This is a genomic window from Pigmentiphaga litoralis (assembly GCF_013408655.1).
GTDB classification, from domain to species: domain Bacteria; phylum Pseudomonadota; class Gammaproteobacteria; order Burkholderiales; family Burkholderiaceae_B; genus Pigmentiphaga; species Pigmentiphaga litoralis_A.
In genome coordinates, this window is record NZ_JACCBP010000001.1 from 363,738 (window position 1) to 384,983 (window position 21,246).

Here is a 21,246-nt window from a genome sequence, read left to right on the forward strand (position 1 = left end):
TGCCCTTGGGGGCAGGGCGCTGTTGTCAACTGCTGGCGGGCGCCGCCCCCTTTTGCGGATCGGCTTCCGACGCGTGCTGCGCCGACAACGCTGCGTCTTCATCACGGATCTTGGCGAACGACGGCCGTGCCGCCATGCGATCGATATACGCCTGCACCGCAGGCGTCGGCGTCATCAGCTTGAAGCGCGTGACCCACTGCAGCGACGTGCCCCAAAGAATGTCCACGGCGGTCATGCGGTCGCCCAGAATGTAGGGACCCTTTTCCAGATGATCGGAGATCGTGGCGATCGTGGTTTCCACATTGCCATACGGGGTGGCTGACGGCGGACCGGGCTCCCGCTTCATCGCCTGGTCGATCAGCGCCGGCTCGAAGCAGGACCCATAGAACACCATCCACCGCAGATAGGCGCCGCGCATCACGTCATTGACGGCCGGAGCCAGCCCGGCTTGCGGGAACATGTCGGCCAGATACAGATACACGGCTGCCTGTTCGGTAATCAGCACCCCCTGATGCACCAGAGCAGGCACCTTGCCCATCGGGTTGACCGCCAGGAACGCCGGGCTGCGCTGTTCGTTCGCTTTCATGTTCAGGACGTGCAACCGGTAGGGCACGCCCAATTCTTCCAGCAGGATGCGGGCGCCCGCGGACCGTGTATTCGGCGCGTGGTACAGCACCAGGTCGTTCACGGTGGGGTTGGTGCTGAACGGGCCGGGCTGCTGCTGCGGCGCGTCGGATTGCTGTTGCTGCTGCTGCGAATCGGCGATGACGGCCGTGCCGGCGTCGTATTGGTCGGATTGGTCGGGATTCATTAGGTTACGTCCTTGGCAGTGAATGGCCGGAGCCGGATGAGTTTTCGGTGCTAGCGTTACGCCTGAACCCGCTGAACCAGCGGGCGTGATGACTCTTGATGCGGGGACACATGAACGTGAACGTGCGATGGTGGGCGCTGCCCTTGATGTGTCTGGCGTTGCAGGTGAATGCACAGGTCAATGCGCAGGTGAATGCGCGGGTGAATGGGCAGGTAAACGCACAGACAAGCGCGCAGGCCGATGCACAGGCAAGCGCGCAGGCCGATGCGCAAGGCAGCGCACCGGTAGATGCACCTGGCAGCGCCGGACCGAATGCGGCCGCGGCCATGCCGTCCACCCCCCAGGCTGCCACGCCCGACGCCTTGCCCACCAAGGCCGACGTCGACGCCAGACTGGACCGCCTCTATGGCGCGCACCAACCTTACGCCGACTTCCTGGCGGCATTGCAAAAGGCGTCTGCCGCCAACGACAAGCAGGCGATCGCCAACATGGTCCACTATCCTTTTTCGACGATGCTGGCGGCGCGCCGCAAGGTGCTGAAAACCCCGAAGGCCTTTCTGGCCCGCTACGATGACATCATGACGCCCAAGGTCCGCGCAGCCATCGCCGCGCAAACTTACGAGACCCTGTTTTCCAACAGCAATGGACTGATGATCGGATCGGGGCAGGTGTGGTTCACCGGCAAGTGCGTCGACGCCACCTGCGCCAAACCGGCCAGGATAGGCATCAGCGCCATCAACCACTGACACGCCTTCGATACCTTGCAAAGGACACCTCCCATGACCAACCAGACCGCTGCCGGCAACACGCCCGTCGTCGATGGAACCGGCGTGCGCTTCACCTTGTTCCATGACACCCGCGGACCCGTCGTCGTCGAAATCGCTCGCAGCACGTTGCGTCGCATATTTCAGGCCCGCAGCGATGCGCCCGACGACCTGCTGGACGCGTACGTCAACCACCAGGCCCGCATCCATCAGGTCGCTACCGTCAAGGTCCCCAGCGACGGCATGCTGCTGCTGTCCGATGGCGACTTTGCCTCCAACCCGCCGAATCCATCTCATTCTTGAAAGGGCACCCATCATGCGGCAGACCGATGACGACCAGGACACCATAGACACATGGGTGCACGCGCACGCCGATGTGCTCGATGCCATGCAGCGCGTGTCGCGCGAACAATCCGTCAGTGCACTGGAGATCCTGCGCCACGCGTGGGACCGCGAAGGCGCCGCCAGGCAAGCCATGGACGGCGTGGTGCACGCGATCCTGCGCGACTCGCCCGTCGGCAACTACCGCGCCACGCACATGACAGACGGCCTGTGGAGCGCCGAGATCGAACTGGACGGCGGTGCCTGGAAACGCATCGGCATTTCGATGACCGAAAGCGATGCACTTGCGCATGCCAAGACACGCGCCATTCGCCGTGCGGCGGCAGCGTCGGAGTAACGTCGTAACCAGATGGCGGGCAAGGTGGTGGCTGCAACACGGACGCGCTACAGTCACGGCTCATCTTAGGTGGAGCAGCACATGGCGGATACATCGCGGACCGATACGACAACGGCACCCATTGCACGGATCGTCGGTTGGTATGACAGCGGCGCAGCGGCAATCATCGAAATCGTCGTGAACGACACGACGACCCATCAGGTCCTGGACCCCTTGGGCACGCCAGAAGTCTCGGGCCAGAGCCTGAGCGCCGCGCGCAAGGCGGCCGTGGCACTGTGGGGCGAATTCTGCGCAACGGTCTACGAACAGACGCTGGACGACGAAATCGATATCGAATTCGAACCGGCGCTGGTAGTCGAGACCGAAGCGTCCAACGATGCGTCGGACGACACCGAGTCGAAGAAAAAAAAGAAAAAGAAGAAGTAAGCCCGGGTTTGCAGGCTGGCCGTGTGTGCTGCGGCCGCGCCCGTGGAAGCGCACGCAACAAAGGGACCTTTCGGTCCCTTTGTTTTTGCCGACCCGCCGTCATCTACTCGGGGTAGATGACGGGTCGCGGATCACCGGCCGTAGTAATAGTCTGCCGGCGGGTAGTCGCGATGGCGTGGCCGCGGCGCATAGCACGGCACGTATTCCTGCAGATAGGTATCAAAGCAGCGTTCACGCGGGCGGGCATACACCACCGGTGGGGGCGCTTCGTACACCACCTGGGGCGGGGGCACGTACACCGGCTGCGGCGCCGAATAGACGACAGGCGGTTCGTAATAGCGGGTGGCGGCCGACCCGAGCAGCGCACCAATCACGGCGCCGCCGATCAACGCACCCGCGACGTTGCCGCCGCCACGATGTCCGCCACCATAGCCGCCATGCCCCCGGCCACCGCCCCAGGCGGAGGCCTGGCCCGCCATGGTCAGGGTAGCGATAAGCAAAAGTCCGGTTGCGACGCGTTTCATAGTGATCTCCAGCTCCGCGGTGTTTGCGGATGAAATCATTCTGGCCCCGCAATGTGGAGCAAAAATGGTTTGAGCGTAACCAAATCTGTCAGAACGGCGGCTTGGGATTCAGCCGACGTGGCCGTCGTACTCGGTATCCGTGATCTTTCGGCGCAGTACCGGGCCTTCCACCAGCGTCGGGTTGGGCGCCTTGTCATACGACGGCTCACCCAGATCCAGCTCGGACTGCAGGGTGGCCGCGTGGTGACGGGCCGACATTTCGAACGCATACAGGCGGCGCTGGGCCGCCCGGCGGGTGTATTGGAAAATTTTCTTCATGGACAAGGCTCACTTGGACGCGGCCAATGGTAGCGCACACTCGCTTACGTCGTCCAAAACGCGCGGCCGGAACGCGGCGCAAAAGCCACTAGAATCAACCGATCAGACAAGAGGTGAAGGTCTCCGATGACCGTGAACGACAACGCACTTCAGGATTTCATTGCCCGCCACCCCAGGCTGTTCGTATTGACCGGGGCAGGGTGCAGCACCGATTCAGGCATCCCCGACTATCGCGACGAAGCAGGCGGCTGGAAACGCCGTCCCCCCATGACCTACCAAGTCTTCATGGGCGACTCGGTCGCCCGGGCCCGCTACTGGGCACGCAGCATGATCGGCTGGCGCAGCTTTGGCCGCGCCCGCTACAACGCCGCCCACGCCGCGCTCGCGCGGCTGGAACACCAGGGGCACATCGTCCTCCTGGTGACCCAGAACGTGGACGGCCTGCACGAGGCCGCCGGCAGCACCAACGTCCTGGACCTGCATGGGCGGCTGGATCGGGTGCGCTGCATGATCTGCGAACGCGTCATTCCCCGGCCGGACGTTCAGGTCATGCTGGAAAGCGCCAATCCGGAATGGGTGCACCTTGCGGCCAGCGACGCGCCCGACGGCGATGCAGACCTCGACAATCAGGACTTCTCGCAATTTCGGGAGCCACGCTGCCAGGTGTGCGGTGGCATCCTCAAGCCCGACGTCGTGTTCTTTGGCGAGACGGTGCCGCGCGGACGCATCGAACAAGCCATCGGCGCACTGGAAAGCGCGGACGGCATGCTGGTCGTGGGGTCGTCACTGATGGTGCACTCGGGCTACCGCTACGCGCAGATGGCGTCGCGGCTAGGCATTCCGATTTGTGCGGTGAATCTGGGGCAGACTCGCGCCGACGATCTGTTGACGCTGAAAGTTCAGCAGTCCTGTAGCGTGGCGCTGGACAGTCTGGTGGCCTGAGGGGTCGGCGTATCAGCCCAGAACAGGGCTGTTCGGCGACGGCTCTGGCGAATCCGGCTCCACCGGCTGGTCCGAATCGGTCTCGTCCGGATCCGGCACACCGTGATAGGGCAGGGCCATCTCTGCGGCAAGCAGCATGGCGCGATAGTAGATGTCGTAGGCGGGTAGAGCGGTGGACATGTCAATCTCCGTGATACTGTGCCCACAGCAATTTTTGTGCCGTGCAGCGAAGAGGGGCGACATGAACCGTCATCAGCTCGTCATTACCGGGCGTAGACCGGCTTTTTCTTCATTTTTTTGTCATGCACGGCTGATCTGGCGCTCTGCGCCAAACCGTGCAATGTGTAGTTTTTTCCCAGAACGAGAGTGCAATGGAACAAGGAAGTGACGCCGCGCTGATCAAGCGCGCGATCAAGGCATACCTGCGCAGCGGGTCCCCCGACCAGCCCGGCAAAGACTCACTGATCCGCGAAGCCGACGGCCAGCGCTACGTGCTGGTCCGCAACAAGGCCGGCCTGATGGCCGTGTACCTGGTCATGGGCACCACGTCCGTTCAGCGCGTGCGCGAATGGCCGGAATCGCTGGATATCACCTGAAACAACAGGCCACCGGGTCGTCGCACAATTGCGATTGATCCCACCCCATTACCCCGGGTTATGATCGACCGACGCATTTTCCCGGGGGGGAGCATGAGACGTTATCTGGGCGCAGCCAGCCTTGCAGCACTGACCGCATGCAGCGGTCATGGCCCTTCGGGGTCATTGAAACCATCGGACATGGTCGACAAGAACGGCGGGGTGGTGTCGTCGTTGACTCCATCCACCGCCAAGCCCGATGCATTTTTCGTATCCCGCAAGCCCATGGAAGGACTGGCGGAATGCATCGCCTGGGGCTGGCGCCATCAGGCAGAAAACAGCCGCGCCGCGGCAATCGTCGCGTCCAACGACAACGGTCAGCAGATCCTGTCCGAAGGCCAGCGCGAACGCCTGGAACTGCGGCCCGGCCCCGTCAACACCGAAGTCAGCCTGTACCGGATGGCGTCGGGGGATGATGAAGGCATGGCCAAGCGGATCGCTGTGCTGGAGGCGTGTCTGTAAGTGGGGAGTTGACGATATGTGGCGTGGCTGCGGGCGTTCGGGGTGGCTAGAGCAAGCGCTTGCTAGCGGTCCCGTATCCGCAGTGCGTCGATGCGGCAAAAAACCTTGGCAGACGAGTTGCACTCTTCGTCTGGAAATACTAGAATCGCAGGCTGCTTCGGCAATGGCGCGATAGCAAAGCGGTTATGCACCGGATTGCAAATCCGTGTAGGTCGGTTCGACTCCGGCTCGCGCCTCCATATACGAAGAAAATCGCCGCAATCGAAAGGTTGCGGCGATTTTTTTTGCCTGCAGGATGCGACTTAAAGCTATGCCTCCGGCGAATACCCTGCCAAGCCCAAGCCTGTGCTTCCGCAAGCCGGAGAACGGCGTTCCAGTCATCGTGCTCTCCAACAATGATCGTTGTGCCATCACCAGAAGCGACGAAGCACAGCGTTTGGGTGTGAAGATGGACACATGCCATGGTTCAGATTCGTAAGGATCTGGGCGATTGCTCGCTCCTTTCACTTGGCGTCGAACGGGGGGTTGATTGATAGCAAAGGCGGCTCACCGCCAAGCACCCGGTCGACCAGTGCTGCGCCGTCGTCGGTTAAGCCGGTCCTTGTCCGCATTTTGTCGGCGACACTCTTCACTGCCTCTTGAACAGCGTGAAAATAATTGTCTGCTAATAGTTCGGCTCGGCAGAACCTAAGAACGTCTGGATGGACGTTGCGCCCTTGAAGTCGGCCCGCAGTTCGCGCGCGCGAAATATCGCTTCCGGCAGGGTCTGCACTGCGTCGACATGTTGCAGTACTCCGGCTTGGCTCACCGCAAGACCCGCAAACTCAAGTGCTTGGTTTAGCAGCGCGCGCAGCGGCTCATATCTGTCAGGCTCGCGGCTATAGCGCGCGGGCTTCATCGCATGTCGGATGAAGGCGAGAACATGAGTGCGGTCCTGCCTAGCATTCTGACTTTCAGCAAAAGCGTTGTAGATACGAATCCTTTTCGTCATTGCGCCAGGATCCTTAATTAACTTCCGACAGGGTTTGCTTTGCGTAACCGTGGCCAGACATATTAAAAGAGCCCGCTGCTTCAGGCTTTTTCTGTGCTGCAACGCCTCGTTTGGGCCGCAGTGCATCTAGTCAATGTCAGTCTGCGCGACCGGAAACCGCTGAAGCGCTTAGAGATTTCGCCTCCATTAGACCCAGTTTAAGTCTTCCGACGTATCGAGGTACCTATACCTCCGTCAGCCGGCCTGATCAACCGTAGTACGCATTCGGCGCATCGCCTCGTTATCCACCGAACTGCCGCCCTGCCACCACCAAGCTGCTTCGACTGAATCCGTCTACCTCGCTGTGATACCCCCTATCAAATTTAGTTAATTGAAGGATTGGTGCACCCTGACAATAATGAAGCCTCTGCCATTAACCGCTGAGGCCCAAGGTGAAAAACGACTATCACGACAAAGGAGTTGGTCAATTCCACGAGTCCCAGGCGACGCGTGAATATGGGAACGGTGCAATCCTCGGAATTGCCGTTCCTCAGGCCAATCCTGTTGTTGAACCCGAATTTGCAGCGTTGCTGCCTGCAGGGTTTTCTATGATGGTAACGCGACTTAGCGGTAGTCGCACGGATTCCCGGCAACGCATGGTCGACTATCTGACCAATCTCCCAATGAGTTTGGATGCATATGACACTGCAAAGCCAGACGCTGTGGGATATGCCTGCACTGGTAGCTCTTATGTCGTCGGCGCGGAAGCGGAAAATCGCGCGCTTTCCGACGCGGCCGAGAAATTCGGCTATCCAATCATTTCCTCAGCGCAGGCGATCCTGGCCGCAATTAAACACCTGAGTGCGCGCCGAATCGCGGTATTTGCTCCATACCCGCCTTGGATGGTCGAGCTTAGCAAAGCATATTGGGTGGAGCGCGGCATGGATATCGCATCGTGCGCGTCGATCGCGTTCGACACAACTGACACACGCGATATTTATTCAATAACCACTCCAATGGCATTGCAGTCGTTCCAAGCGCTCCGTTGGCAAGACGCTGACGCAATCGTATTTACTGGTACTGGCATGCCAACGCTGCGAGCTATCGCCGAGGTCAGCAAGCTGACCGGAAAACCTGTTCTGTCATCTAATCTTTGTTTGGCATGGGCATTGGTTAAAGCCTGCGGTGGGGAAGATTACTTAACCCCTCCTGGTCCAGGGGAGCCACTGTTCGGTGGTTGGTCGACCCGCATCCCCGTCTAACGCCGCGTTAAGTGGCACTAATTAGCCTTCCTGGAGCTCGGCATGAACGCACTCAAAAAGTACGCGTTGCCTCGTCACGTCCATTTCACTATGACGCTTGTCTTGGCGGCACTGATCGCCCCGATGTGCAGCAACGCAGCCGACTATCCGGTTAAACCAATTACCTTGATCGTACCGTTTGCCGCAGGTGGCCCAACTGACACCACAGCCCGGCTATTTGCCAAGGAAATCTCAACCGAATTGGGTCAGCCGGTCATAGTAGATAACCGACCAGGTGCAGGCGGCATGACAGGCGGCGGTGCAGCAGCCAGAGCGACACGGGATGGACACACCCTGCTTTGGGGTGGGACAAGCACCTTAGCTGTTGCTCCTTCTCTGTTTGCAAAGCTTCCTTATGACCCATTGAAATCGTTCCAGCCCGTAAGTCGAGCGGTTCGCGGCCCACTCGTATTAGTGGTTAATGCGAAGCTTCCCGTAAACACAATGGCCGATCTTGTAAAAGTCGCTCGTGAAAATCCAGGCAAACTCAACTACGGTTCGGCAGGGGTCGGGTCAATTATTCATCTGACAGGCGAGATGCTTCGCTTCAAGGCGGGAATCGACATCGTTCACGTTCCGTACAAAGGGAACGGTCAAGTCATGACCGACCTCTCTGGCGGAACTTTGCAACTGGCCTTCGTCGCTCTTGGGCACATGCTGCCCCATATGCTAGATGGTGCGATACGACCAATTGCGATTACCAGCGTCGAGCGTAATCCACTCGTGCCCGATCTGCCGACAGTAGCAGAAGCCTTTCCCGGTTTTGAGTCCATGGAGTGGTTTGGACTGGTTGCTCCCACAGGTATTCCTCCTGAAGCCTTGAACAAGTTGAACCTCGCATTCCGCCACGCCAGCAAGCGTCCTGAGCTACGTCAAAGCATTGCAAAGCTGGGATATCTTGCGGTCGATGAGTCACCAGAAGAGTTCTCGCAGGCTATACGTACCGAGGGTGCCAAATGGCGCGAGGTCGTAACGCAAGCCAAAGTCCACGTCGAATAAACACAAGCAGGAGACACTACATGTCCACCACCATCAACACCTCGGTTGCTATTGTCGGTGCCGGCCCGATAGGCTTGAGCCTTGCCATTGATCTTGCATGGCGTGGTGTCGACGTCGTGCTGCTCGAAAAAAGCGATGGCAAAGTCGACCATCCACGACTTGGACTGATTGCCGTGCGAACAATGGAGTTCTTCCGGCGCTGGGGATTGACCTCCGACGTCCGCCACTGCGGATTTCCGGACGATTTTGGCCTTTCCATCGAATTCTGCACGAGCATGACGGGCCACCTCCTGGAACGCGACAATTATCCGAGCATCCGGGATATGGAAACACCTTCGTGGACGCCAGAAAAAAAGCAACGGTGTCCTCAGCATTGGCTCGACCCAATTCTGAAACGCAGGTTGGCCGACTTTTCTGAGGCACGCTTAGAGCTGAATGCGTCTGTACATGGCCTAGAAGAGTCGGCTGACGGTGTGACCGTGTCGGCAGTTAACACCGAAACAGGCGCTCCACTTACTGTGCACGCAAAGTATGTGGTCGGTTGCGATGGTGCTACGAGTACTGTGCGCACACTGCTGGGTATTTCTATGGAGGGAAATGCCCATCTTAATTATTCGATGGGCATTTTGTTTGAAAGTCCTGATCTGCTGGAGCGCTGCGGGAAAGCGACTGCAGAGCGTTTTCTATTTATTGGTCCAGAGGGTACCTGGGGCAACTTGACGGTAATTGACGGCCGTGCTGTATGGCGCCTGACCGTGTATGGCAGTGCCGCGAAGTTCGACATGGAAAATTTCAACGCCGAAGAATGGATACGCCGCGCACTTGGCACTGACCAGATCGATTTCACAGTGCTATCCGTATTGCCTTGGAAACGAACTGAGCTAATTGCCTCAAGCTACGGCACCAATCGCATTCTGTTAGCTGGCGATGCCGCACACACAATGTCCCCGACGGGCGGCATGGGCATGAACACGGGTTTGTGTGACGCGACAGACCTCGCATGGAAGTTAGAGGCAGTAATTAAGGGGTGGGGTGGAAACCGTCTGATTGCGTCGTACGAAGAAGAGCGCAAGCCCATCGCAACACGCAACGCCGCTTATTCAACGCACAATTTCAAAACATGGACTTCCCCAGCTCCGTGCGATTTCTTGCTTGAGGACTCCGATCGCGCGATTGAAGCAAGGCGCACCGTCGGAATGAATTTAAAGAAAGCGACCCAAGCTGAATGGCAATCTTGGGGCCTGCAAGTGGGTTATCGGTACGAAGGCAGTTCAATTTGCGTTTTTGATGGAACGCCTCCGACACCAGATGATTATTCGACTTACGTCCCGACAGCAAGGCCGGGATCGCGTGCACCTCATGCTTGGCTTGCTGATGGCCTATCCACGCTCGACCTGTTCGGCCGCGGTTTTGCACTGCTGGTTTTTGACCATCGACGCAAAAAGGCAATTGACTGCCTATTGTCTGCTGCTCAGGATCGGGAAGTCCCGTTGGCGGTTACTCAAATCGACAAACCGGAAGTTGCTGAGCTGTACGGTTCACCAATGGTGCTTGTCAGACCGGACGGCCATGTGGCTTGGCGCGGCGCCGACATTACTGACGCAGGGCGCATTCTAGACATCGTCCGCGGAGCGGATCTTCATATGGCGGAAACGATATGAGTCCAAGAATCTGGGATGAGCTAGTTCCTGAAGCAGACCGCATTGCTTCCCATCGCGCAGGTTTTGGCCGCTCTTCAGGGATGGGAAGCAGGCCAGCATTACTGATCATTGATGTTCAATACCGCACAGCAGGGACTAAGCCTTTGCCGCTTGTAGAAGCAATGAAGGAATTTCCTACTGCATGTGGCCAAGTTGCCTGGGATGCGATCGGCAACATCGAGAAACTCTTGACGGTCTTTCGCCAACAAGGCTGGCCGGTGCTATATCCGCATGTGGCGCAAAAGTTTGCATTCGACACTGGGAGATTGACTGAAAAAGTTCCAACAATGATGGACATAGCGCCCGCAGGCTACGAGTTCGTCGAATCAATCGCACCTCGAGCAGGCGATGTATTAATACCCAAAAAGCACCCAAGCGCTTTTTTTGGCACGGCGTTGGCGAGCTATCTGATTAACAGCGGAGCTGACACGCTGATCGTCACTGGATGCGCCACGTCGGGCTGCGTACGCGGAAGTGTGGTCGACGCGTTCTCTTATAACTACCGGGTCACAGTGCCCGAGGATGCGGTTTACGACCGAAATCATGCGTCACATGTTGTGAACCTGTACGACATGTCCGAAAAATATGCAGATGTCATGACGACCGAAGCAACACTGTGTGCGCTGGCGCAACTCGCCGATCGATGATTTGGAGCTACGATGAAAAAATTTGAGAATGGAAATGATCGGTACGATTACAGCGCGATCACTACGCGTCCGGTGTACGATTGGCCAGATGGCAAACGTTTGGCCGTCTACTTCGCACTAAATATCGAAGGTTTTGAATTCGGGCGAAATCCGGGTAACGACTTCACTTCTATGCCGTCGGCACCTTACCATCGCGGGTACGCTTACCGGGACTATGGCAACCGCGTTGGCGTCTGGCGCATTCATGCTCTGTTCGAACAATTTGGAATGCCATTGGCAGTGCTTGCTAATGGCTCAGTCTATGACGTATGCCCCGAGGTGCTCGACGCGTTTCGCAAGCGTGGAGACGAAATCGTTGGTCATGGAAGGACTAATTCCGAAAAGCAGGCGGATATGAGCGAGGAGTCCGAACGATCGATGCTTCAGGACGTTTGCGCATTGATTCAAAGATATGAAGGAAAGCCGCCGGCTGGATGGCTCGGACCGTTCATTTCGCAAAGTTCACGCACGCCCGAATTATTGAAAGCACAGGGCTTTAAATACATGTTGGATTGGTGGTTTGACGACCAGCCTATGTGGTTTAGGACAGACAACGGTCCAATTCTAGCGGTGCCTTATCCTTCAATGGAGCTGAATGACCTGCCTGCGTATGTCAATCGAGGTGCTAGTGACGAAGAGTTTAGTCGGATGGCGATTGATGCTTTCGACGAACAACTGGCCGAATCCGAAAATTACCCACAAGTTTATTGCCTGTCCTTGCATACTTTCTTGACAGGTCAGCCTCATCGTATTCGCCAGCTGCGCCGAATCCTGGAACACATCAGCCAGCAGCGCGATCGAATTTGGTTGACGACACCTCAAGCAATTGCGGAGCATGTCACCGCGCTTCCTCCTGGCGTGGTTCCGGGCGGCTAAAGATCAGCGTAGCATCGGTCATACGCAATCTTTGACAAGGTGCTGCCGTGGACATACGTCAAATTCAATATTTTGTGGCCCTATACGAAGAGGGCAGTATCACAAAAGCTGCTAAGCGCATGCATGTCGTGCAGCCTGCGATCAGCCAGCAGATCAAACGCCTGGAGGCCAATGCTGATGTCCAGTTGTTCGAGCGGGATCCGCATGGAGTAACCCCTAACGCACTGGCGCATCGGTTTTATCATCATTGCATCGGTGTGCTAACTGAATTGGAGCAGGCAAGGGCAGTCCTCAGTCAGGGATCGAATCATCTTGGCGGAAAATTGGTTGTGGGCAGCCAAGCATCGTTCAATCAGTACGTGATGGGGCAGACGCTCGCTACCTTTCATCAGCTATGCCCCGACGTTGCCATACTCGCCCGCGATGGATATCGTAGTGATCTCATTGAATGGCTAATTCAAGGAGAATTGGATTTCGCATTATTAAGCACCACGCAGGATCTGCTAAACATGCATACAAGGATGGTTTCGCGTGAGGATCTAGTCGTGGTAGGTCATTGCGAGACACTTGCGGGGCGTGATGTGCTGAAGGGTAACGAGCTTTCAGCATTCAAGCTGATTTTGCCGTCACGTCATAAATCACTTCGAAATCTCATAGATTCGCAGTTTGGCCTTCACGGCCTCACTCTGCAACCTCGCATGGAAATCGACTCACTGCAAAGTCTGTTGCAGCTGGCACTTCGCCCTGGCTGGTTGTCCATTGTCCCTTCAACAACGGTCTTACCTGAGTCTTTTGGAAATCGACTCAAGAGCGTGCAACTTATTCAACCACTTACACGCCGCAGTGTTGTTGCCACATGGCCAAGACATAAGGAACTTGCCCCGGCCGTACATGTTTTCATGGAAGTGCTTTTTTCCACACTCTCGGATGTTGCTGGCCTGGAAATAGTGAATGGGGACGTGCTTTGAAAGTGCTAGTCCCAGACAGCACCGTGCCTGAGTTCAACTATTCCGGCGCGACCGTGATCCCTAGTGCTCTGGTCCGAGTGATTTATGGCTAACCTAATGTTTCGACTGGGAAACTGTGGATTGCAAATCCGTGTAGGTCGGTTCGACTCCGGCGCTCGCCTCTAGATGCGAAGAAAAACGCCGCAATCGAGAGATTGCGGCGTTTTTTTGCCCGAAGTATGGACGATTTAATTCCCCTCCACGGTCAAGCAAGACCGGTGTCCTTCGGCCGACGGTGCAGGATCTGCCGGCAATGCGTGCATCGCCCTGCGCACGCCTCTTTACCCGACCAACCTAAGGCCACGACACATCAAGGTGATGCAGTTGCCCTGACTGATAACGGGCGCACGCGCCACGTGCACTCGAATTGCGCAAGCCCTAGGGCGTCGAGCGATGAATCTGCGCATTACCCCTGGCATCACGAAATCGCACCTGAGCCAGCTCCAACAGCCGGTCAACAGCAGATCGCGTCGCTCCGTTGTCGGCGCTGAACGGTTGCAGCAGACTGAAGTGGTCGGCCGCTGCGGCTTCGTCAATGAAGCTTTCATTGCCGGCTAGGTGCCAGGCATCAGCCATGACGCTGTTCTGGGCAATAAATGCTGGCGTCTCTTCGGCCCCGACAATGAACAGGGCCGGAGGCAGGTTCTGTCGCAGGCGATGGATGGGAGAGTTGGCTTTTGCTGTTGCTGCATCCAGTCCGAGTTTCGTGTTGATTGACGTCGACACCAGTGGGACGAGGTCGTAGATACCACTCAACGCAATGACGCCGTCAATCGCTGGCGGTCGGGAATCCGTCGCTGATCCGAAACTCAGCGCCATTTCGACCGCCAGGTGCGCGCCGGCGGAATGTCCCGCCGTAATCAGCGGCAACCTGGGCTGACCTAGCGCGTGCGCGTGCTCGAGTACCCGCGAGATGGAAGCGTGCACGCCGGCCACCAGGTCCGTGAGCGTGACGGTGGGGCAGAGCGGATAGTTGACGAACACAACGTTCACGCCGCGGCGGGTGTACGAAGGCGCAAGAAAGCGAAACCAGAATTTGTCGCGCGCTTGCCAGTAGCCTGCATGGTAATAAACCATCGTGGCGACCGGCGCGCCGTGTGCGACAAAAAAGTCGAAGGTGTGCCGTTCGAGCGGCCCATAACGGACGTCGATCGTGCACGCCTCGGACAGAAGAACTGCATCGCTTGCAGCCTTATAGCTGTCGAGCAACTCGGGGTAGGTCGGGCGGCCTTGACCCTCCACATATTGAAATTGCAGGTCTTCGGCGTTGCTTTTTTCGGTCGTCATCATTGATCTCAAACAGATTGCGTAACTGGTGGCGGTGCGTCTGACTCGCCTTGAAGCGCGAGGTAGTCGACCAGGGACTTTGCCGCAGGCGACAGAATGGCCTCGTCGCGATAACAGATGACCAGTTGGCGAATAGCCCAGTCATCCGTCAAGGGAATCACCTTCAATCCCAACGCGGCCGCATAGGTCGCGGCAATTTCAATCGGCGCGACCGTAATGCCAAGCTTGGCGCGGACCATGCGAAGCACGGCGTCGAAGGTCGACAGCAAGGACCGGTATTGGATCTGCTTTCCGGCCGCCTCAGCTGCGCGGGCCAACAGCCGGTATCCCGCGGTTTGCGGGTGGAGACCTACCTGTTCGTAGTCCAGCGTGTCTTCGAAGCAGCAACTGCGCAGCGTGGCAAGTGGGTGCGATGGATGCGTCACGACACCAAGATGATCGCGTCGGTAGGGGCGCGTCTTTACGCCGTCAAGTTCAGCGGCATCCCAGCAGATGCCCACCGAGGCCACGCCCGCGTGCAGGTTGCGGACGATATCCCGACTCAAGGTCTCTTCGATGTCTACCTGGACACCTTGATGGCGCTTTTCTTGCATGAAGTTCGCCACGTCCTCAGGTAGTGATTCGGCAACGGCAGAAAGCGTTGCCAGCAGCCTGATCTTGCCGCGAATGCCTGAGACGAAAGCGTCCATGTCGCGGACTGCGCGGTCGGCATCGAACAGCATCGATCGCGCGTACTCAAGCAGGGTTTCACCTGCCGGCGTGGGAAACACGCCGGACTTGCTGCGAACGAGCAGGTCGACGCCGGTATGGGTTTCCAACTGCTGCAGGCGCTTGCTCACCGCCGACGGCACGATGTTGAACTTCTCGCCAACGCGCGCAATGCTGCGCGCATCGCAGGTGGCCACAAAAAGCCGTAGCGACACCAGATCAAATTCTCGCATCGCTCCCCTCCACAAGGAAAGGTGCTTCCGAACCGGAACGACCAGGCTGCCAAACTACCGCTTTTACGGATGTTGCCGTTTGCTTACAGTACCTGGCAACGAAGCAGGGGCGAGTTGCCTTACCCGCTCCGCTATTGGCTATCGAGGTGCTTAACATGCTCACCAACCTTCCTTCCACTGTCGTCGTTCGAGAGGCTAGCTTACGCGACGGACTTCAAAGTGTGGCGACAATCGTTCCGATCGAGAACAAGCTGGCTTGGTTGCGGGAGGCCTACGCAGCAGGCTTGCGAGAGATCGAAGTCGGATCATTCGTGCCAGCGCGTCTGCTTCCGCAGATGGAAGGGACCGCCGACGTTGTTGCCGAGGCGCGGACCCTGCCTGACCTGTTTGTCTCAGTCCTTGTGCCGAACTTGCGGGGCGCTGAGATGGCGATGGCCAGTGGCGCACACATGATGACCCTGCCGCTCTCCGCGAGCCATGCACACAGTCTTGCCAACCTTCGCAAAGCGCCTGACGAGGTCGTGGCCGAGGTCGCGCGTATCCGTGCCGCCCGCGACGCAAGTGGATCGAAAACGTTGATCGAAGGCGGTGTTGGCACCGCATTCGGCTGCACGATCCAGGGCGCAGTGGATCCTGCCGAGGTCGTGCGGCTTGTGGGGCAACTCCTGGACGCTGGCGCCGATCGCATCAGTCTGGCCGATACCGTCGGATATGCCACGCCGGATGTGGTTCATGACTTGTTCGATCAGGCGGTGCGACTCGCGGGCGACCAGTTCTGGTCAGCCCACTTTCACGATACGCGGGGCCTGGGCATCGCGAATGTCTTGGCCGCAATGGACGTTGGCGCTACACGCTTCGATGCCTGCCTGGGCGGTCTGGGCGGCTGCCCGCACGCACCCGGGGCCAGCGGCAACGTCTCGACTGAAGATCTCAACTACCTGTTTACGAGCATGGGCATCTCCACAGGCCTCTCGATGGAAAAGCTGTTGGCCTTGCGCCAGCGCATCGCCGATTGGCTGCCCCACGAGACCCTGCGCGGTGTCATCTGGCAAGCCGGTCTGCCAAAAATCTATCCGTTCGCCTCGACAACGCCTGCTCACGCCTGACCTGGAATTCCTTTCATGACCACAACTCCGTCCTCCTCCGCGTTGCCCCTCGATGGCATTCGCGTCATCGAATTCAGCCATATGGTCATGGGGCCGACCTGCGGCATGATTCTGGCCGACCTCGGGGCCGAGGTCATCAAGATCGAGCCGCCAGGCGGCGACAAGACGCGTAAGCTGCCGGGCCTTGGCATGGGCTTTTTCCGCACCTTCAATCGAAACAAGAAGAGCGTTGTTCTTGATATCGACACACCCGAAGATCGGGAGAAGGCACTCGCCTTGATCGGTCAGTCCGACGTGATGATCGAAAATTTCAGGCCGGGCCGCATGGCCGCCTTGGGGCTGGATCACCTGTCTTTGCGTGAACGTTTTCCTGAGCTGATTTACGTCGCTCACAAAGGGTTCTTGCCTGGCCCCTATGAGAACCGTCTTGCCTTGGACGAAGTCGTGCAGATGATGGGAGGCCTTGCGTACATGACGGGCCCCGTCGGTCGCCCGCTGCGCGCGGGCAGTTCAGTCAATGACATCATGGGCGGCATGTTCGGTGCGATCGGCGTGATTGCCGCACTGTACGAGCGCAAGAAGACCTCGCGGGGGCAGGAGATCCAGAGCGCCCTGTTCGAAAACTGCGTCCTGCTGTCTGCCCAACACATGCAGCAATTCGCCATGAGCGGCGAGGCGCCCCCGCCCATTCCGTCGCGTATTGCGGCCTGGGGCGTCTATGACGTCTTCACCTTGAAAAATGGCGAACAGCTTTTCATCGGCGCCGTCAGTGACAAGCAGTGGGTCAAGCTGTGCCAATTGCTGGATCGACCGGACCTTCTTGCGGATCCGGCGCTTCAGACCAACGCGCAACGCGTCGCGGCACGCCCGACCCTGCTCGCGCAATTGGGCGACTCGCTGCAACACCTTGAGATCGACGCGTTCTCGGCCCAGATTGAAGCCGCGGGATTGCCCTATGCCCCGATCCGCCGCCCGGACCAACTGATGGATGATCCCCACCTGAAAGCAAGCGGTGGCCTGGTTCCGATGGTCACCGATACCGGCGAAACGACCGATGTCGTGTTGCTGCCGTTCACGATGGACGGGCGCCGGCCGGGTGTGCGTCATGCATTGCCAGCCATTGGCGAACATACCCACGAAATTCTCGAAAGACTCCGGTAAACGGAGCGCGCCCTGTGCTCGGCCTGTCAGTGCCAAACACGCCTTCCTTTCTCTGCCCATCGCTTCCTTTGCCTTCAGTGAGGTCTTTCATGAAAACGCCTTTCCGCCGTCGTTGCTTCCAGGCGCTTGTTGCCGCCAGTGTCCTCTCTACCTTGGCACCTGTTTACGCTCAAGACAGCGACCGCCCGCTGCGATTCATTGTGCCGCTCAGCCCCGGATCCACGGGTGACATGGTCGGACGGACCCTGGGACAGGCATTGAACAAAACAATGAACCGGCCGGTCGTCGTTGAAAATATTCCAGGCGCGGGCGGAATGCTCGGCACGGCGCAAATGGTGCGTGCGGCAAAGGACGGATCGACCTTGGCTCTGGTGACCAGCACCCATGTCATCAATCCCAACATCTACAAAAACATGTCCTTCGACACGATCAAGGACGTCACGCCGATCAGCATCATCGGCGGCTCGCCCGGGATTCTTCTGGTCAATCCCAAGCTTCCGGTGCACAACCTGAAGGAACTTATCGCCTACGCCAAGGCGAACCCGGGACAGCTTAACTATGGGTCGTCTGGCAACGGAACGAGCCTGCATTTGCTGGCGGTCATGCTTGCTCAGGAAGCGAAGATCGAGATGATGCATGTGCCATACAAGGGCAATGCGCCTTTGCTCGCTGACCTGATCGGTGGCCAAGTGCAGCTGGCGTTTCAGTCCACAGCTGCCGCAGCGCCTTTGGTGAAAGCGGGAACGCTGCGCCCGATCGGCATCTCCACAACCAGCCGCTCGCGCATCTTGCCGGACGTGCCTACGCTGGCAGAGCAGGGCCTGACCAATTTCAATCTGGGCAGCTGGATGGCGATACTCGGCCCCGCCGGGATGCCTGCCGATGTCGTACAGCGGGAAAATCGCCAGGTGCTTGAGGCGTTGGCGCTGCCTGAGGTGAAGGAGTGGTTTGCCGCGCAGGACTTTGAGTTGGTCGGGAATTCTCCTGCTGACGCTTCAAAGTACCTTCAATCCGAACTGGTCAAGCACACCAAGCTTGTCCAGGAATCGGGCGCAAAACTTCAGTAACCGCACCCACTCACCTTCAGAGAACTCGAATGAAAAAACGCACCCTGTCGTTGGCCGTTTTGGCAACGCTATCCGCCCCCGCTGCGTTCGCGCAAAGCAATGTCACCCTGTACGGCCTGATCTCGGAAGGCTATGTCTACACCAACAACGTTGGCGGCAAGAGCATGTCCGAGTTGAAGGGCAACTTGCAGCAAGGATCGCGCTGGGGCATGCGCGGTACCGAAGATCTGGGCAACGGCAACAGCGCACTGTTCGTGCTGGAAAGCGGGTTTTCTCCGGACACCGGCACGTCGGCCCAGGGCAACCGCCTGTTTGGCCGCGCAGCCGTCGTCGGCTTGTCGAACAAGACCTGGGGGACGGTCACCTTCGGCCGTCAAGCCGACGCGATGTCGCAGACCCTGCAAGGCTACGAGTCCGCCATCCAGATCGCCGCCACCGGCACCCACATCGGTGACAACGACAACTTGTTCCCGACGGCTCGCATCAGCAATTCGGTCCAGTACTCGGGTCAGTTCGGCGGTCTGGGCGTCAAGACCGTGTACGGTTCGTCCGACCGTGCGGGTGCACCCAGCGACAACCGCAGCTTCAGTATCGGTGCAACATGGGCGCAAGGCCCTTGGGCACTGAGCGCCGCCCTGCACGACCTGCGTCGTCCGGGCAGCAGCACCAACACTGCCGGCGCGGTGTCAGGGGACTACGGCGCGTTCTCTCCATTCATCGCCAGCCCGACCTCCGGCGCGGGGGTTGCTCGCCAGACCACCAGCGGCGCTGGCGGCTCCTATGCTCTGGCTGCGGGCACGAAGGTGTCTCTGTTGTTCACCCACACCGACTTCAAGTACATCGACAACACCGGCTTGAAGTTGTCGAACTACGAAGCGTCGGTGACTCACTTCCTGACGACAGCGCTGCAGGTAGGGGGTGGCTATGTCTTTACCGACGGCAAGTACGACAGCAACGGCAACAAGCCGAAGTGGCACCAGCTGAACCTGGCTGCAGACTACTTCTTTTCGAAGCGGACCGACGTGTATCTGGTGGGTCTGTATCAGAAAGCAGCTGGCGACGCGCATTTTGCTCAGCTCTTTGCGACGGGGCCCTCGGACTCGAAGTCGCAAGCTCAGTTGATTGCTGGCATCCGCCACAAGTTCTGACGGTCGGCGGCTGTCAAGGTCAGGCCTGACCGTGCAGCTCGGGCCCAAACGCACCCATTACCTCCGCGGTTCAATACGCATGGCTTCTGCTGCAAGACGGGCGGTCGGCAGCGATGCCCTTCCGCTCGCTATACCGGTCGGTAAGGTAGTCGCTGCGGTCTCGAATCAGCAGAGTGAACTTCACCAACTCCTCCATGACATCGACGACGCGATCGTAGTAGGCGGAAGGCTTCATGCGGCCGTTGTCATCGAACTCCTGGAAGGCTTTGGCAACCGACGATTGATTCGGGATCGTGACCATCCGCATCCAGCGGCCAAGCACCCGCAAGGCGTTGACGGCATTGAAGGATTGCGAGCCGCCAGACACCTGCATGACGGCCAGTGCGCGACCTTGTGTCGGCCGCACACTTCCTGTCTCCAGCGGCAGCCAGTCAATCTGGCTCTTGAAGATGCCGGTGAGGGTGCCATGCCGTTCCGGGCTGCACCACACCTGGCCTTCTGACCATAGCGACAGCGCACGCAGCTCGGCTACCTTCGGATGGTCTCCTGGCACGCTGTCGGGTTGCGGCAGCCCGGCAGGATGGTAGATACGAACCTCGGCGCCAAGATGGATCAAGATTCTTGCGGCTTCTTCGACAAGCAATCGGCTGAAGGAGCGCTCGCGCAACGACCCATACAGCAGCAGGATGCGCGGTGCGTGTTGCGAGCCTTGTGCCAACTGCAGGTCTTGCAGCGTAGGCGCCGGAAGCAGCGCTTCTTCCAGCGCGGGAACTGTCAGGTCGGATGCGAAGTTGTTCATAGCAGGTACCAAGTTGATTTTTCAGGCTGATGTGATGGGCTGCGGCGGCAAGCCAGAACGCCAGCGTAGGCAGTGCAGCGAATGCAGCGAACGCAGCGATCGCCAGGTAGGCGGGCTCATGACTGTTGCTATGCAGCCGATAGCTTCGTCGATAAGACTGCGCCGCCCTCAATGACCAATCATGTATCAGCCGATACGCTTGCCTAGCGCGTCAATGACGGGTTGCCCGTCTTCCTTGGTGAACGCCCCACGCTGCGCTGTGGGAAGGATGTCAAGAACCCTTTCTGACGGCCTGCTCAGGCACACGCCGTTAGATGTGACGACGAAAGGGCGATTGATAAGAATAGGATGCGCCAGCATGGCGTCGAGCAGCATGTCGTCGGTCAGGGCCTCATTGCCCAAGCCAAGCTCGTGGTACGGCGTTCCATTTTCGCGCAGTGCCTCTCTAACGGTAAGGCCGGCGCGTTGGATCAATGCGACCAGAGTGTGCCGATCAGGGGGCGTCTTCAGGTATTCGATCACTTCCGGCTCAATGCCGGCGTTCCGAATCAGGGCCAACGTGTTGCGCGACGTCTCGCAATTTGGGTTGTGGTAAATCGTGGTGGACGACATGCTTCGCTTGCCTCATTAATCGTTT

Annotated in this window: 27 protein-coding genes and 1 tRNA gene; 18 read left to right on the forward strand and 10 right to left on the reverse strand. The window is 58.5% G+C overall.

Features of this window, described 5'->3' with window-relative positions; all coding sequences use genetic code 11:
* Positions 1–25: 25 nt before the first annotated feature.
* Entirely contained in the window at positions 26–811 is a 786-nt protein-coding gene (locus tag HD883_RS01440; protein ID WP_179588174.1) for a glutathione S-transferase family protein, read from the reverse strand.
* A 110-nt stretch (positions 812–921) separates the two neighbouring features.
* On the opposite strand from HD883_RS01440, the gene HD883_RS01445 reads away from it, so the two are divergent.
* The 4 genes from HD883_RS01445 (at position 922) to HD883_RS01460 (ending at position 2,680) form a co-directional block, all read left to right on the forward strand.
* Complete coding sequence (locus tag HD883_RS01445) at positions 922–1,557, forward strand: hypothetical protein (protein WP_179588173.1); 636 nt, start codon at positions 922–924, stop codon at positions 1,555–1,557.
* A 33-nt stretch (positions 1,558–1,590) separates the two neighbouring features.
* Entirely contained in the window at positions 1,591–1,878 is a 288-nt protein-coding gene (locus HD883_RS01450) for a hypothetical protein (RefSeq protein WP_179588172.1), read from the forward strand.
* Between the two features lie 13 nt (positions 1,879–1,891).
* Positions 1,892–2,254 carry a hypothetical protein gene (locus HD883_RS01455; protein WP_179588171.1) on the forward strand — a complete coding sequence of 121 codons (363 nt, stop codon included), beginning with the start codon at positions 1,892–1,894 and terminating at the stop codon, positions 2,252–2,254.
* Between the two features lie 81 nt (positions 2,255–2,335).
* Positions 2,336–2,680, forward strand: a complete 345-nt coding sequence (locus HD883_RS01460; protein WP_179588170.1) for a hypothetical protein — start codon at positions 2,336–2,338, stop codon at positions 2,678–2,680.
* A gap of 131 nt (positions 2,681–2,811) precedes the next feature.
* Here HD883_RS01460 and HD883_RS01465 read toward each other — a convergent pair whose 3' ends face one another.
* The gene (locus HD883_RS01465) at positions 2,812–3,204 is read right to left on the reverse strand and encodes a hypothetical protein (protein WP_179588169.1); all 393 of its coding nucleotides are present in this window, start codon (positions 3,202–3,204) and stop codon (positions 2,812–2,814) included.
* 108 nt (positions 3,205–3,312) lie between these two features.
* Positions 3,313–3,522 carry a hypothetical protein gene (locus HD883_RS01470; protein ID WP_179588168.1) on the reverse strand — a complete coding sequence of 70 codons (210 nt, stop codon included), beginning with the start codon at positions 3,520–3,522 and terminating at the stop codon, positions 3,313–3,315.
* Between the two features lie 126 nt (positions 3,523–3,648).
* Here HD883_RS01470 and HD883_RS01475 point away from each other — a divergent pair, with 126 nt between their 5' ends.
* On the forward strand, positions 3,649–4,464 hold the full coding sequence (locus tag HD883_RS01475) for an NAD-dependent protein deacetylase (RefSeq protein WP_179588167.1): 816 nt from the start codon (positions 3,649–3,651) through the stop codon (positions 4,462–4,464).
* A gap of 12 nt (positions 4,465–4,476) precedes the next feature.
* On the opposite strand, the gene HD883_RS01480 is transcribed toward HD883_RS01475, so the two are convergent.
* Positions 4,477–4,644 (reverse strand): hypothetical protein, encoded by a 168-nt coding sequence (locus HD883_RS01480; RefSeq protein ID WP_179588166.1) that lies wholly within the window; start codon positions 4,642–4,644, stop codon positions 4,477–4,479.
* A gap of 191 nt (positions 4,645–4,835) precedes the next feature.
* Between HD883_RS01480 and HD883_RS01485 the strand changes: the two genes are divergently transcribed.
* The 3 genes from HD883_RS01485 (at position 4,836) to HD883_RS01495 (ending at position 5,800) form a co-directional block, all read left to right on the forward strand.
* Entirely contained in the window at positions 4,836–5,060 is a 225-nt protein-coding gene (locus HD883_RS01485; RefSeq protein WP_179588165.1) for a hypothetical protein, read from the forward strand.
* Positions 5,061–5,240: 180 nt separating this feature from the next.
* Complete coding sequence (locus HD883_RS01490) at positions 5,241–5,561, forward strand: hypothetical protein (RefSeq protein WP_179588164.1); 321 nt, start codon at positions 5,241–5,243, stop codon at positions 5,559–5,561.
* 165 nt (positions 5,562–5,726) lie between these two features.
* Positions 5,727–5,800, forward strand: a tRNA-Cys gene (locus HD883_RS01495).
* Between the two features lie 264 nt (positions 5,801–6,064).
* Here HD883_RS01495 and HD883_RS27980 read toward each other — a convergent pair.
* Complete coding sequence (locus tag HD883_RS27980; RefSeq protein WP_373563413.1) at positions 6,065–6,310, reverse strand: TIGR02391 family protein; 246 nt, start codon at positions 6,308–6,310, stop codon at positions 6,065–6,067.
* The gene (locus HD883_RS27420) at positions 6,226–6,552 is read right to left on the reverse strand and encodes a hypothetical protein (RefSeq protein ID WP_218863287.1); all 327 of its coding nucleotides are present in this window, start codon (positions 6,550–6,552) and stop codon (positions 6,226–6,228) included. Before HD883_RS27420 ends, HD883_RS27980 begins: the two co-directional genes overlap by 85 nt.
* 431 nt (positions 6,553–6,983) lie before the next feature.
* On the opposite strand from HD883_RS27420, the gene HD883_RS01505 reads away from it, so the two are divergent.
* From HD883_RS01505 to HD883_RS01530, 6 genes are read left to right on the forward strand one after another with little or no spacing between them, the layout of a single operon-like run.
* The gene (locus HD883_RS01505; RefSeq protein WP_179588163.1) at positions 6,984–7,793 is read left to right on the forward strand and encodes a maleate cis-trans isomerase family protein; all 810 of its coding nucleotides are present in this window, start codon (positions 6,984–6,986) and stop codon (positions 7,791–7,793) included.
* 42 nt (positions 7,794–7,835) lie between these two features.
* Positions 7,836–8,831: a Bug family tripartite tricarboxylate transporter substrate binding protein gene (locus HD883_RS01510; RefSeq protein ID WP_179588162.1), complete on the forward strand. Its 996-nt coding sequence runs from the start codon at positions 7,836–7,838 to the stop codon at positions 8,829–8,831.
* Between the two features lie 20 nt (positions 8,832–8,851).
* On the forward strand, positions 8,852–10,492 hold the full coding sequence (locus tag HD883_RS01515; protein WP_179588161.1) for an FAD-dependent monooxygenase: 1,641 nt from the start codon (positions 8,852–8,854) through the stop codon (positions 10,490–10,492).
* Positions 10,489–11,178: an isochorismatase family protein gene (locus HD883_RS01520; protein ID WP_179588160.1), complete on the forward strand. Its 690-nt coding sequence runs from the start codon at positions 10,489–10,491 to the stop codon at positions 11,176–11,178. The genes HD883_RS01515 and HD883_RS01520 overlap by 4 nt, the downstream gene beginning before the upstream one ends.
* Positions 11,179–11,190: 12 nt before the next feature.
* On the forward strand, positions 11,191–12,093 hold the full coding sequence (locus tag HD883_RS01525) for a polysaccharide deacetylase family protein (RefSeq protein ID WP_179588159.1): 903 nt from the start codon (positions 11,191–11,193) through the stop codon (positions 12,091–12,093).
* Positions 12,094–12,140: 47 nt separating this feature from the next.
* A complete protein-coding gene (locus HD883_RS01530; RefSeq protein ID WP_179588158.1) occupies positions 12,141–13,061 on the forward strand; it encodes a LysR family transcriptional regulator in 921 nt (306 codons plus the stop codon).
* 417 nt (positions 13,062–13,478) lie between these two features.
* On the opposite strand, the gene HD883_RS01535 is transcribed toward HD883_RS01530, so the two are convergent.
* Together HD883_RS01535 and HD883_RS01540 are read right to left on the reverse strand one after the other, a co-directional pair.
* Positions 13,479–14,390 carry an alpha/beta hydrolase gene (locus tag HD883_RS01535; RefSeq protein ID WP_179588157.1) on the reverse strand — a complete coding sequence of 304 codons (912 nt, stop codon included), beginning with the start codon at positions 14,388–14,390 and terminating at the stop codon, positions 13,479–13,481.
* Positions 14,391–14,395: 5 nt separating this feature from the next.
* On the reverse strand, positions 14,396–15,328 hold the full coding sequence (locus HD883_RS01540; protein ID WP_179588156.1) for a LysR family transcriptional regulator: 933 nt from the start codon (positions 15,326–15,328) through the stop codon (positions 14,396–14,398).
* 155 nt (positions 15,329–15,483) lie between these two features.
* Here HD883_RS01540 and HD883_RS01545 point away from each other — a divergent pair, with 155 nt between their 5' ends.
* The 4 genes from HD883_RS01545 to HD883_RS01560 all read left to right on the forward strand — a co-directional run bounded on the left by HD883_RS01545 (position 15,484) and on the right by HD883_RS01560 (position 19,810).
* Positions 15,484–16,434 (forward strand): hydroxymethylglutaryl-CoA lyase, encoded by a 951-nt coding sequence (locus tag HD883_RS01545; RefSeq protein ID WP_179588155.1) that lies wholly within the window; start codon positions 15,484–15,486, stop codon positions 16,432–16,434.
* 15 nt (positions 16,435–16,449) lie between these two features.
* Positions 16,450–17,595, forward strand: a complete 1,146-nt coding sequence (locus tag HD883_RS01550) for a CaiB/BaiF CoA transferase family protein (protein ID WP_179588154.1) — start codon at positions 16,450–16,452, stop codon at positions 17,593–17,595.
* An 89-nt stretch (positions 17,596–17,684) separates the two neighbouring features.
* Positions 17,685–18,662, forward strand: a complete 978-nt coding sequence (locus tag HD883_RS01555; RefSeq protein ID WP_179588153.1) for a Bug family tripartite tricarboxylate transporter substrate binding protein — start codon at positions 17,685–17,687, stop codon at positions 18,660–18,662.
* Between the two features lie 29 nt (positions 18,663–18,691).
* Entirely contained in the window at positions 18,692–19,810 is a 1,119-nt protein-coding gene (locus tag HD883_RS01560; RefSeq protein ID WP_179588152.1) for a porin, read from the forward strand.
* Between the two features lie 70 nt (positions 19,811–19,880).
* On the opposite strand, the gene arsH is transcribed toward HD883_RS01560, so the two are convergent.
* Both arsH and arsC read right to left on the reverse strand, forming a co-directional pair.
* Entirely contained in the window at positions 19,881–20,609 is a 729-nt protein-coding gene (arsH, locus tag HD883_RS01565; protein WP_179588151.1) for an arsenical resistance protein ArsH, read from the reverse strand.
* Positions 20,610–20,795: 186 nt separating this feature from the next.
* Entirely contained in the window at positions 20,796–21,221 is a 426-nt protein-coding gene (gene arsC, locus HD883_RS01570; protein ID WP_179588150.1) for an arsenate reductase (glutaredoxin), read from the reverse strand.
* Positions 21,222–21,246: the final 25 nt, after the last annotated feature.

Bases quoted from the DNA above. Each gene is read 5' to 3' on its own strand.
- HD883_RS01440 (WP_179588174.1), bottom strand. From the start codon at position 811: ATGAATCCCGACCAATCCGACCAATACGACGCCGGCACGGCCGTCATC.
- HD883_RS01445 (WP_179588173.1), top strand. From the start codon at position 922: ATGAACGTGAACGTGCGATGGTGGGCGCTGCCCTTGATGTGTCTGGCG.
- HD883_RS01450 (WP_179588172.1), top strand. From the start codon at position 1,591: ATGACCAACCAGACCGCTGCCGGCAACACGCCCGTCGTCGATGGAACC.
- HD883_RS01455 (WP_179588171.1), top strand. From the start codon at position 1,892: ATGCGGCAGACCGATGACGACCAGGACACCATAGACACATGGGTGCAC.
- HD883_RS01460 (WP_179588170.1), top strand. From the start codon at position 2,336: ATGGCGGATACATCGCGGACCGATACGACAACGGCACCCATTGCACGG.
- HD883_RS01465 (WP_179588169.1), bottom strand. From the start codon at position 3,204: ATGAAACGCGTCGCAACCGGACTTTTGCTTATCGCTACCCTGACCATG.
- HD883_RS01470 (WP_179588168.1), bottom strand. From the start codon at position 3,522: ATGAAGAAAATTTTCCAATACACCCGCCGGGCGGCCCAGCGCCGCCTG.
- HD883_RS01475 (WP_179588167.1), top strand. From the start codon at position 3,649: ATGACCGTGAACGACAACGCACTTCAGGATTTCATTGCCCGCCACCCC.
- HD883_RS01480 (WP_179588166.1), bottom strand. From the start codon at position 4,644: ATGTCCACCGCTCTACCCGCCTACGACATCTACTATCGCGCCATGCTG.
- HD883_RS01485 (WP_179588165.1), top strand. From the start codon at position 4,836: ATGGAACAAGGAAGTGACGCCGCGCTGATCAAGCGCGCGATCAAGGCA.
- HD883_RS01490 (WP_179588164.1), top strand. From the start codon at position 5,241: ATGGTCGACAAGAACGGCGGGGTGGTGTCGTCGTTGACTCCATCCACC.
- HD883_RS27420 (WP_218863287.1), bottom strand. From the start codon at position 6,552: ATGACGAAAAGGATTCGTATCTACAACGCTTTTGCTGAAAGTCAGAAT.
- HD883_RS01510 (WP_179588162.1), top strand. From the start codon at position 7,836: ATGAACGCACTCAAAAAGTACGCGTTGCCTCGTCACGTCCATTTCACT.
- HD883_RS01515 (WP_179588161.1), top strand. From the start codon at position 8,852: ATGTCCACCACCATCAACACCTCGGTTGCTATTGTCGGTGCCGGCCCG.
- HD883_RS01520 (WP_179588160.1), top strand. From the start codon at position 10,489: ATGAGTCCAAGAATCTGGGATGAGCTAGTTCCTGAAGCAGACCGCATT.
- HD883_RS01525 (WP_179588159.1), top strand. From the start codon at position 11,191: ATGAAAAAATTTGAGAATGGAAATGATCGGTACGATTACAGCGCGATC.
- HD883_RS01535 (WP_179588157.1), bottom strand. From the start codon at position 14,390: ATGATGACGACCGAAAAAAGCAACGCCGAAGACCTGCAATTTCAATAT.
- HD883_RS01540 (WP_179588156.1), bottom strand. From the start codon at position 15,328: ATGCGAGAATTTGATCTGGTGTCGCTACGGCTTTTTGTGGCCACCTGC.
- HD883_RS01545 (WP_179588155.1), top strand. From the start codon at position 15,484: ATGCTCACCAACCTTCCTTCCACTGTCGTCGTTCGAGAGGCTAGCTTA.
- HD883_RS01550 (WP_179588154.1), top strand. From the start codon at position 16,450: ATGACCACAACTCCGTCCTCCTCCGCGTTGCCCCTCGATGGCATTCGC.
- HD883_RS01555 (WP_179588153.1), top strand. From the start codon at position 17,685: ATGAAAACGCCTTTCCGCCGTCGTTGCTTCCAGGCGCTTGTTGCCGCC.
- HD883_RS01560 (WP_179588152.1), top strand. From the start codon at position 18,692: ATGAAAAAACGCACCCTGTCGTTGGCCGTTTTGGCAACGCTATCCGCC.
- arsH (WP_179588151.1), bottom strand. From the start codon at position 20,609: ATGAACAACTTCGCATCCGACCTGACAGTTCCCGCGCTGGAAGAAGCG.
- arsC (WP_179588150.1), bottom strand. From the start codon at position 21,221: ATGTCGTCCACCACGATTTACCACAACCCAAATTGCGAGACGTCGCGC.